The following is a 9,981-nucleotide window of genomic DNA, read 5'->3' as shown; positions in this document are numbered from 1 at the left end:
GTTGCTTATTCCCAGAATTTGTTTTGTGCGGTGTGGGTATTCTTGAATATAATGAAGTGGATTTTTCATTTTGGTAGACGGTGAAAACTCCGTTCTACCATTTTTTTGGCACCAAGTTAATATTCCGGACAGGTCTTATGAGTGGCTTATTTTTAACTCCCAGTGATTTTGAAAGGATTTTTACTTCCCACTTAAAGATAGAAACTTACTCTAAATCAATAGAATCACTACTTAGCAGACGAAGCTTAAACAAAATTAATTGTCTATGATAATTATGTGATCGCACCTCAAACAACTTACAGCAATTTTCATTGAATGAATGCTAGAGTTCTTGTACTGGAACATTCAATTCATCAATTCAGCAATGAAATTAGATCGCATTACCAGCAATCCAAATCGTATGAATGGACAACCATGCATTCGCGATTTGCGTTTGACAGTTCGTCGAGTAATTGAGTTGTTAGCCACTTATCCAGATAGAGAAGAACTGCGTCAAGAGTTTCCCGAACTGGAAGATGAGGATATTCAGCAAGCTCTGATTTATACTTCAACATATTTAGATGACCGTATCATAGAACTAAGACTTAACAATGAAACTGTTGCTTGACCAAGGATTACCACGTTCTGCAGCAGCTTTATTGTGCGAAGCTGATATTGATACTCTTCATGTTGCTCAGATTGCTTTATCAGCAGCGGAAGATAGAGAAATTCTTATTTTCGCACAAGATGATAAGCGCGTTGTTGTTACCCTTGATTCTGATTTTCACGCTTTGTTAGCCCTGACTGAAGCAACTTCTCCTTCAGTTATTCGTATTCGGATTCAAAGTTTACGCGCTCCAGCTTTAACTGAGTTGTTATTTAAAGTAATTAATAAATGTGAAGCAGATTTACAACAAGGTGCAGTTGTCACTGTTGAACCAAGTCGCATTCGTGTGCGTCATCTCCCATTATTGAAATAAATGTAAAAATCTTCAGAGTATTACATCAATAAATATTAGTAGATAATAATAAAAGATACGATCGCTCGCTCGACAATATCGACGATAGTTCGCAATAATTGTTAAATTTGCAAATAAAGCATGGCAATTCGAAATTGCACTGCAATATAAAATAATTAAAATCGATGCTCGAAGCAATTATTGTTTTATTTGTCAGTTTCCTTATTGCAATAACGATCTTAATAAGCCCAATTTTAGTAAAAAAAGCCAGAAAACGTCTGCAACGTCGTTCTTTCCCACGACTTTGGAATTTTATTATTGACGACCATCTTCCCATTTATTCTTATCTTTCCCCTGGGGAGCGTAAACGCCTTCAGGGACACATTCAAGTATTTTTAGCAGAAAAACAATTTATTGGTTGTGCTGGATTACATTTAACAGAAGAAATGAAACTTTTAATTGCTGCAAATGCTTGTTTGCTACTTCTTAACGAACGAGGACAATATTTTCCTCGATTGCGTTCAATTTTAATTTATCCAACTGCTTATATAGTAAAACAAACCACTGTCACCGGAAATCATATTGTTGAAGAAAGTTTAGTTGCAAGATTGGGAGAATCATGGACAACTGATCAATTAATATTATCTTGGGAGCAGGTAAAACAAGATACTTGTAACTGGGGAAATGGACATAACGTTGTATTGCATGAATTTGCTCATCAGTTAGATCAAGAAGATGGTCAAGCTGAAGGGGTTCCAATTTTGCGACGGAAATCAGACTACTCCACTTGGTCTAAGGTGATGACGGCAGAATACAAGCAACTGTGTGAAGATGTTCAGAAAGGAGTAGATACGGTATTGGATCGATATGGTGTAACTAACCCCGCAGAATTTTTTGCTGTAGCGACTGAAACTTTCTTTGAAAAACCCCAGGAATTAATCAAAAAGCGACCGGCTCTTTATCGGTTATTACAAGGTTATTATAAATCAGATCCCAAGCGGTGGGTTCAACAGTCTTCAAAATCAACCTTATCGTAGATATCTGCAAGCGTGATTTTAAAGGGAAAAGTCCCAGGATTTGTTAGGGGTGGTATGGGAAGTAACTCATACAGATTTTTCCCAGGAGATAGATTTGTTAAGAAATATCCGGCGAAAGATAGGAATTTACAGCATCTAATAATTGTTCAATAGTATAAGGCTTTAATAAAAAGGTCTTAATATTGAGGGGGAAAGTTTTTCCAAGATCAGCAGGAAGTCCACTGGTAGGAATGACTTTGACTTGGGGATTAATTTTATGAATAGCGCGGATAGTTGTTAATCCATCCATATTCGGCATCATAAGATCCATGAGAACAAGGCTGATTTCCTTTTTGTGTTCAGCATAGATGGCGATCGCTTCAATTCCATCCTTAGCCAGGAGAGTTTTATAATTATAGTTTTGTAAAGAAGTTTGTGCTGTCTGTCGAATAATTTCTTCATCATCTACAATCAGAATCAATTCACCGTTACCCTTTGGTAATTGATTTTGTGTTGAGTTTTGCAGACAAGGTGTTCCTTCTACGGCAGGTAAAAAAACCTCAAATTGGGTACCCTTTCCCAGATGACTATCAACTTTGATAAAGCCACCATGACTTTTGACAATACCTTCTACAGTAGCCAGTCCCAGTCCTTTACCTTTTCCAAATTCTTTAGTAGTGAAAAAGGGGTCGAAAATTCGCTTTGTTAGGTGTGGTGGGATACCGACTCCGGTGTCAGAAATTGTAACGATAACATAGGAACCGACCTTGGCTTGCCAATTCATACGGGTATAATTTTCATCCAGGTAGCGATTTTGTGCCTTGATAGTTAAATTTCCACCATTAGGCATTGCATCCTGAGCATTGATCAAAATATTCATGAATACTTGATGAATTTGGGTACTATCAGCCAAAATTAGCCCCAGTTTCTTTTTTGGAATCTGTTGGGATATGTCTATGGTTTTGGGGAAGGTACTTTGAGCAATACTAATTACTTCTTCAAGCAAGTATTCTAATTGGATGTTAACTTGCTTACCTTCTGTTCCCCGATTGAAATAAAGAAGTTGTTTAACTAAATCAGCCCCGCGTTTCGCACTGTTCTCAACCATTGTCAAGAGTTGTTGGGTATTTTGATCGATATTGGGTAACTTGAGGGGAAGCAATTGAGCAATAGTAAGAATAGGCGTAAGAAGATTGTTGAAGTCGTGGGCAATACCAGTAGCCAAAGTTCCAATGGTTTCTAAGCGCTGGGAATGGTAAAATTGTTGCTCCAATTTTTTCTTTTCAGTAATGTCGCTGTTAACAGCAAGAATAGATTTGGGTTGTCCAGATTCTTCCCGCACCAGAGTCCAGCGACTGACAACTATAATTTCTTGACCAGTTTTAGTAACTTGTTTTAACTCACCTTGCCAAAAGCCTCGATCTAGAACAAGACTAAGACCTTGAGCGAGTTGAGAAGAAGATTCAGTATGAAACAACTCATGGGCGGCTTTGCCAATGGCTTCTGTAGCAGTCCAACCATATAAGCGTTGGGCTCCTTCACTCCAAAATAAAATGCGATTATCTAAATCTCGGACAAAAATTGCGTCGGTAGCGATATCAATTAAAGCCGCTTGTTGAGCAATCTTCTGTTCGGCGAGCTTGCGTTGGCTAATATCAATCAACAAGCCATCCCAGGCATCTCCTTCGGGTGTTTTCTGTGCCTGAGAATTACCCTCAATCCACTTCAATATTCCCGATGGGGTTGTGATTCGTCCTTGCCAGTGCCAGGGTAAAAAGTTTTCAACCGCATAAGTTACAGAAGCCAAGAAAGATGGTAAATCTTCTGGGTGAATCAAGTTGACGAATGTATCGGCATCTTCGACAATCTTTTGTGGCGCTAATTCTAACAGCTGGTGGGAATGTTCACTGACATAGGTAAAGTGATGTGGACGATCTGGGGTATTAGGGAAGTAGCGGTAGACCATCCCTGGCATATTGGTTACCAATGCCTCAAATTTGGTTTGGCTTACCTGAAGCTTTGATTCGGCTTGCTTGAGAGTGGTAATATCCCGTCCTTCTAGAATTAGCATTACAACCTTACCTTCTGAATCAAAAAAGGGCTTGAGGGAAAAATCTACAAAAGCAAATGTTCCCGAAGTCCAAATATGTTTGGATTCAAAACGCACTAATTCACCTTTCGCAGCTTTGGCGATCGCTTGTTGCAACTGCTGCTGCTGTTGGGGAAAATCAGCCCACCAGGGGATTTTGTAGAAAGGTTGTCCAATTACATCGGAGCGCTGAGCAGCAATAGCATTTAATGCAGTTTGATTGGCTTCGATCGCAATTCCTTCAGGACTTAGCAGTACCATAAATTCAAACGTACTATCGAAGATTGCTCGAAATTTACATTCGCTCTGCTGCAGAGCAATTTCTGCTTGTTGTTGGATTTGTTCTTGAGTAACTAAACCAAGCAATTGACCTTGGCGATCCAGTAGCGTTAGGTAAGGAACCTGTGAAGAGTGCATTAAAGATAAAGCGGTGAAAATATTTTCACAACCAGTAAAAGTAAGACTAATAACTGGCTGTGTATTCACCTCCTTAATCTTGGTCTGGGATAAATTTTTTCCTGCCCCAATTAGCTTGACTATATCTGGTGCTGTGAATACGCCTACTAACTTCATCCCATCAACAACTAAGACAAAACTGCAATCTCCCTGGTTCATTAAGGTGATTGCCTCGAGAACGGATGTATCTGGTGTAACTTTTAAAGTACTACAATAACCCTTAGCCGCAGTAGCATCAACAATCTGTTCCAAGGTTGGCCAATTTTCGAAGGAGTTGCTTTCCATAATTAAGGAGGCAATTGGACTGAAGTTTTAATGTGTAAGCATTATAGAAGTATTGATATAGATTTAAAGTAACATTTCGTTTTTAGGCAGGGTTATGCTTACAATCCCAAGGGTTGATCTGTTTGTTTATTTCCAGATTTAAAACAAAAAAGTGAGGAATTTGTGAGGAGGTATAATTTAGCAATTTAAAACTTGTTTTCGATTAATAAAATATCTAGTTTTTCATGTCTCGAACATTTAGTGCGATCGCCATATTATAGTTTATTGTCAGGTTTTGATACTGGGAGCAAAATATTTATTAACAAATGAAATGTCGACCTTTAGGGGAATTTGCCACAATACTGTGGATTAAGATATCAATAATTTTGTAACATATACCCTCCAAATTAATAGATATTTGGAGGCAAAATATTATTTTACAAAAAATTTACACTCTTGCTGTAAATTATTAAGAATTACATGTTCATCCGCATCAATACTCTTAACTGCATTAATGTATAATTAAATAACTTTATGATTTACTTTGTGCATTCTAGCTTTGCAGTAAAATACCTGGTGTGTGAATCCATTTACTGCGCTTATTGGGCTTAAATCTTAATTATGTTGTTTGTCTCATTGATTTAGGCTTTCTTTGAAAAAGAATAAAAAGCTAACATTATTAATATTTAATTTTTAAATATAATTTCATAATAAAGCAATTGGACTTATGGTGAAAATTGACCCAGGAAAGCATAATAACTGGTTTTTTTAAGTATGTAATATCAGCAAAATAAATCCATCAATTTTGTAGAGGTTCTTTAATGACGATTCAAAATCAAGAGCGAGAAGCCAACCTATGGGCAATGTTTCTACATTTGTCGTTATTAGGTGGTTATATAATTCCATTTGGAGGATTTATTGCGCCAGTAATCATCTGGCAACTTAAAAAAGATGAATTACCAATATTGGATATTCATGGCAAAATGGCTGTTAATTGGTTAATCTCATCATTAATTTATGGTGCAATTTTTTCTTGTTTAACAATTGTATTTATTGGGATACCGCTACTAGCCCTTTTGGGAGTACTTGGAGTTCTTTTTCCAATTATTGCTGGGATAAAAGCAAATAACGGTGAATTTTGGAAATATCCCTTTTCTCTCACTATTCTTAAATGAAATGATCGTCAAAACTCTTGAAGTCTTGCTTGAGATCTTCCGTAAAATAGTTTTATCCCCAATGAACTCGATATCCTTATATTAAGATTTCCAGCTTGGAACTTGCTTATGAAATTTAGCCAGGAATTTTTAGATACCCTAAAGACTTTATTACTAAATCAAAATTTCCTGGATAGAGTAATCTTTTTAATACTTACAGCGGGAGTAAGTGGTCTTTTTATTCCTCATGTTCTCAAGGGAATTGATGCAAGGAAGCTCCGAGCAAAAATGGAGTATGAGGCAGACTTAAAACGATCAGCCAATATAGTTGATGCACAAATAAATCTTTTGGAGAACATTTCTAAGTCACTATGGGAACTGCAACTTCTAGCTCTTGCAGTTTGTTACTATAAAGTTCACTCGAACTCAGAGAAATATATAGCCGCAGTAGAAAATTATGACGTGAAATCATGGGACTTATTTAGTAATATTAGACTTGAGATTAGTAAGGCTGCGCGTTTAGTATCAAACGACCTATACAATCAGCTGTTGTATTTCTTTGAAGAAAATCTTATCAAGAGAATTGATGAAACATTAATGCCTTTGATCCAAAAAGGAGATGATACTTTATCCCAGGAATGGGAAAAACAGTATGATTTTTTGCTTTATAAACTACCGATTGAAATTGATGAAAGAGTTATAACGCCTTTGGCTGAAGAGCTAAAGCTTTCATCCTCTCAAAAAAATAAGCCAAAGAGTAGGCGTTAAGTAGGAATCTATTGTTGTGTCAACATATTTTATTCTCATATCAAACTGGAAAGTTCAGTTTGTTTTAGCCTAACAATCGCGTTGCAACGGACGCACTGAAACAGATTGTGGTCTACCCTAAAATTGAAATCTAATCGTCGTAGCTGAAGTTTAACCGGATGGAGTAATATTTGCAGCCAGGAATATTGCAAAGTGCTTCTCTTATCATAACTGATTATCCAGACATGATATTATTCCTAACTCCTGACTCCTGACTCCTGACTCCTTACTCCTGCGATAAATCCATCAAATTCGCTAACTTATAAACTATCCGCGCTCCCACATTCCCATCCCATTGTGCGTCACCAACTTCGCAAACATCAAACCCAATAATTTTTTTTCCGCTATTTACCAATTCCCGAAATAAACAAAAAGTTTGCTCTAACTCCAATCCAGAAGGAACCGGAGTACCGGTATTTGGACACAGTTTTGGATCTAAACCATCCACATCAAAGCTAATATAAACATATTCTGGTAAATGACTAACAATTTCTCGACATAGTTCAATCCAACTGCTTCCAGAGTAAAGCCTTTGTTTGATTTTTGGATCGTAGAAAGCAATTATTCTCCCGTTAGATTGCTCAATCATTTCCACTTCATCATGGCAAATATCCCGCAATCCCACCTGCACTAGTTTTGATATCTGCGGTATTTTCACCGCATTGAACATAATTGATGCATGGGAAAATTTAAATCCTTCGTAAGCATCCCGTAAATCTGCATGAGCATCAATGTGTAAGATACCGTAATCATGATAATTAGTTGCTAATGCTTGCAAATATCCCAACGGGGAACTATGGTCTCCACCAATAACTGCAACTCGCTTCCCATCACTTATAGCTTGTTGACATTGTTGATATAACCATTGATTGACCTCTTCACTCGCTTGATTAATTTCTGCAAGTACGGGGGTTAAATCTGGTTCAATAGTCAAGGGTTGACCTTGTTCTAATCGTTCAATAATTTTTGCTGCTTGGTTTCGGTAATATTTATTTTTATCTACAATATCTTGGGGAATGTCTACCATAAAAATTCCCTGCTTCCATCCATCAGGGCGATCAAAATCGAATAGATCCAATTGTGGTGAAGCATCCAAAATTCGTTGTGGAGCATTAGAAGTTCCTGCACCATAGGAAACTGTAACCTCCCAAGGTACGGGAAAAATAATTAATTTTGCAGACTCATAATCAAAAGGTAAGCCAAAAATATTACCATTCACTTGACCGATGTCGCTGGGATCGTAATCTTGGAAATTTGTCATTAATCAAAAGTAAAATTATTTTAGGTTATGTCTATGTTATGGGCGCGAGAGAATTTCTTATTTTTTAGTTACTCTGAAGAGAAGACTTACGTCAATGACTTGAGCGTAGTGCCATATCAACTTGAATTTAGGAAAAGTATTAAATTGTTGCAGAACGTCCCTCATCAACTTTTAGGGTCGTACCAGTAATAAACTTAGCATCATCAGAAACCAGAAAAGCGACTGTTTTGGCAAACTCAGCATAGGTAGCAGGACGACCAAATATCAAATCGTTCGGTACGTCCCATCCTTCCAATTCTTCCATTGAATCTGCAACAAAAAAAGGTGCGATCGAAATCATCCGAATTTTATCTGATTTGTAACGCTTAGCATAAAGTTTTGTAAATCCTTCCATTGCAGCGCGGATGGTTCCACTGAAAGGCGTTCCTAAAGATGGTTCCTGGGAATCACAGGCTGAAATATTAACTATTACGCCACCTCCTGATTTTTGCATTGTTTCTGTAACTAATCTCGCCATCCTAACAACACTCAGAAAGAGCATTTCAAAATTTTCTAACCACATTTCATCGGAGATAGAAAGTAAATCCGGTCGGGGTGGATCGCCAAAACTATTTACTACTGCATCTATGCGTCCATAATTAGCCAAGGTTGTCTCTACTAATTGTTGCAAGTCTTGGAATTTTGTAATTGAGCCTTGAATTGCAATCCCATCCAACTCTGAAGCTAAATCAAAAATATTTCTACCACGCGCCATTAGAGAAACTTTGTAACCTCTTGCTGCTAGTTCTCGCGCACATCCTGCACCTATAGATCTACTCGCAGCTGTAACAATCGCAATTTTCTGTTGATTCATTCTCACTGACCTCGACCTATTTTATTAATGGTGGGTTATGGCGCTAATGAGGTAACTTAAAATAATCTGTAATTGGTTGTGCGCCTAACACACCTGCATCAATTTATATACAAAAATTGATACACAAAGTATTAATTAACCATGGAGTAGGTGCTTAAAATCTTTGTACCAGCTATCGAAATCAGTAACAAAATTGTAGCCACATACGGTTTCAAGGGATTTCTCAGAAACAATATCTAGTATTCTTGATGCGCGTTTACGGGTTTTATCTTTTGGTCCAAAGGGGTTGAATTGCATGTTTGAACCCGGAGGAAATACATAATCACAAATAAACAAAACCTTTTGATAGACGTATATCATGAAGCCCGGAGTATGACCACCAATGTAAAACCCTTCAATTCCATGTTCGCTAAAGTCACCGTAAATCTTATTGTCAACAGGAAATTGCTGGACAAGGGGATGTTCGCTATCGTTAATATGCAGATAAACCTTAGCACCCCATAATTGTCGATATTGGTTGGATGCACCCATAAAATCCTTATGAGTGAAGTAAATAGTTTCTACTGGTTCTAAGTCTCGATTGAATGCTGATGGACAATCAATCCATACTGCTGCACCATCATCTGTTTCAATACGATAAGCAGCATGCTCAATTCCTAGACGAGGTACAGAAATCAATTGTGTGACGTAATCATTTACTTTGTTTGGTGTTACTCGATAGGTCTGTTCTGCTTTATTCCAAGTAACAAATATGTCATGGCGCGCTCCACAAAACGGGCACACATCGGGCATTTCACCAACCATGTTATAACCACAAATGGTACAAACCCATTGTCGGTCGTTTACATTTGTAGTCAATACTTGACCTTCTACAGACATAGTTCGAATTCCTCTATATATATTTATTAAAATTTTAGATTTTGTGAACTTTTGTCATTAATAAATTGATTACAAATTTTTAATGACTAAGAATTGGGAATTGCTCCTATTGCATCAACTTCCAGCCATCTTCTTCACCCTCAGCTCGTACATAACATTCAGGGAATAGAGTCTGATAAAACTGACGAGTCACATCCAGGTTCTTACATGACTGGTTAATATGTTCAAATCGATGAAAATTCATATCCAGTTACTCGCAATAAC

At 37.3% G+C, this 9,981-nt stretch carries 10 protein-coding genes; 5 read left to right on the top strand and 5 right to left on the bottom strand.

Going from position 1 to position 9,981, the window contains the following annotated elements; translation table 11 throughout:
- The first annotated feature begins 364 nt into the window (after positions 1–364).
- The 3 genes from QNJ50_RS11050 to QNJ50_RS11040 all read left to right on the top strand — a co-directional run bounded on the left by QNJ50_RS11050 (position 365) and on the right by QNJ50_RS11040 (position 1,975).
- On the top strand, positions 365–607 hold the full coding sequence (locus tag QNJ50_RS11050) for a DUF433 domain-containing protein (protein ID WP_300635226.1): 243 nt from the start codon (positions 365–367) through the stop codon (positions 605–607).
- Positions 591–959, top strand: coding sequence for a DUF5615 family PIN-like protein (locus tag QNJ50_RS11045; protein ID WP_300635224.1), 369 nt, complete (start codon positions 591–593; stop codon positions 957–959). The genes QNJ50_RS11050 and QNJ50_RS11045 overlap by 17 nt, the downstream gene beginning before the upstream one ends.
- Before the next feature lie 164 nt (positions 960–1,123).
- Positions 1,124–1,975 (top strand): M90 family metallopeptidase, encoded by an 852-nt coding sequence (locus tag QNJ50_RS11040; RefSeq protein ID WP_300635221.1) that lies wholly within the window; start codon positions 1,124–1,126, stop codon positions 1,973–1,975.
- Positions 1,976–2,072: 97 nt separating this feature from the next.
- Here QNJ50_RS11040 and QNJ50_RS11035 read toward each other — a convergent pair whose 3' ends face one another.
- Entirely contained in the window at positions 2,073–4,784 is a 2,712-nt protein-coding gene (locus QNJ50_RS11035; RefSeq protein WP_300635219.1) for a PAS domain S-box protein, read from the bottom strand.
- 800 nt (positions 4,785–5,584) lie between these two features.
- Between QNJ50_RS11035 and QNJ50_RS11030 the strand changes: the two genes are divergently transcribed.
- Positions 5,585–5,938 carry a DUF4870 domain-containing protein gene (locus tag QNJ50_RS11030; RefSeq protein WP_300635217.1) on the top strand — a complete coding sequence of 118 codons (354 nt, stop codon included), beginning with the start codon at positions 5,585–5,587 and terminating at the stop codon, positions 5,936–5,938.
- A gap of 108 nt (positions 5,939–6,046) precedes the next feature.
- A complete protein-coding gene (locus QNJ50_RS11025; protein WP_300635215.1) occupies positions 6,047–6,685 on the top strand; it encodes a hypothetical protein in 639 nt (212 codons plus the stop codon).
- A 265-nt stretch (positions 6,686–6,950) separates the two neighbouring features.
- Here QNJ50_RS11025 and QNJ50_RS11020 read toward each other — a convergent pair whose 3' ends face one another.
- From QNJ50_RS11020 to QNJ50_RS11005, 4 genes are all read right to left on the bottom strand, one after another.
- A complete protein-coding gene (locus tag QNJ50_RS11020; protein WP_300635213.1) occupies positions 6,951–7,985 on the bottom strand; it encodes an agmatinase family protein in 1,035 nt (344 codons plus the stop codon).
- A 139-nt stretch (positions 7,986–8,124) separates the two neighbouring features.
- Positions 8,125–8,838, bottom strand: a complete 714-nt coding sequence (locus QNJ50_RS11015; RefSeq protein WP_300635211.1) for an SDR family oxidoreductase — start codon at positions 8,836–8,838, stop codon at positions 8,125–8,127.
- 135 nt (positions 8,839–8,973) lie between these two features.
- Positions 8,974–9,717 carry a rubredoxin-like domain-containing protein gene (locus QNJ50_RS11010; protein ID WP_300635209.1) on the bottom strand — a complete coding sequence of 248 codons (744 nt, stop codon included), beginning with the start codon at positions 9,715–9,717 and terminating at the stop codon, positions 8,974–8,976.
- 106 nt (positions 9,718–9,823) lie between these two features.
- Positions 9,824–9,961, bottom strand: a complete 138-nt coding sequence (locus QNJ50_RS11005; protein WP_300635208.1) for a hypothetical protein — start codon at positions 9,959–9,961, stop codon at positions 9,824–9,826.
- Positions 9,962–9,981 lie beyond the last annotated feature (20 nt).

Source organism: Mastigocoleus sp. MO_188.B34 (assembly GCF_030065675.1).
Lineage (GTDB): Bacteria > Cyanobacteriota > Cyanobacteriia > Cyanobacteriales > Nostocaceae > Mastigocoleus.
The sequence above is the reverse complement of the archived record's forward strand: the minus strand, read 5'-3'. Positions and strand labels throughout refer to the sequence as shown.

Bases quoted from the DNA above. Each gene is read 5' to 3' on its own strand.
- QNJ50_RS11050 (WP_300635226.1), top strand. From the start codon at position 365: ATGAAATTAGATCGCATTACCAGCAATCCAAATCGTATGAATGGACAA.
- QNJ50_RS11045 (WP_300635224.1), top strand. From the start codon at position 591: ATGAAACTGTTGCTTGACCAAGGATTACCACGTTCTGCAGCAGCTTTA.
- QNJ50_RS11040 (WP_300635221.1), top strand. From the start codon at position 1,124: ATGCTCGAAGCAATTATTGTTTTATTTGTCAGTTTCCTTATTGCAATA.
- QNJ50_RS11035 (WP_300635219.1), bottom strand. From the start codon at position 4,784: ATGGAAAGCAACTCCTTCGAAAATTGGCCAACCTTGGAACAGATTGTT.
- QNJ50_RS11030 (WP_300635217.1), top strand. From the start codon at position 5,585: ATGACGATTCAAAATCAAGAGCGAGAAGCCAACCTATGGGCAATGTTT.
- QNJ50_RS11025 (WP_300635215.1), top strand. From the start codon at position 6,047: ATGAAATTTAGCCAGGAATTTTTAGATACCCTAAAGACTTTATTACTA.
- QNJ50_RS11020 (WP_300635213.1), bottom strand. From the start codon at position 7,985: ATGACAAATTTCCAAGATTACGATCCCAGCGACATCGGTCAAGTGAAT.
- QNJ50_RS11015 (WP_300635211.1), bottom strand. From the start codon at position 8,838: ATGAATCAACAGAAAATTGCGATTGTTACAGCTGCGAGTAGATCTATA.
- QNJ50_RS11010 (WP_300635209.1), bottom strand. From the start codon at position 9,717: ATGTCTGTAGAAGGTCAAGTATTGACTACAAATGTAAACGACCGACAA.
- QNJ50_RS11005 (WP_300635208.1), bottom strand. From the start codon at position 9,961: ATGAATTTTCATCGATTTGAACATATTAACCAGTCATGTAAGAACCTG.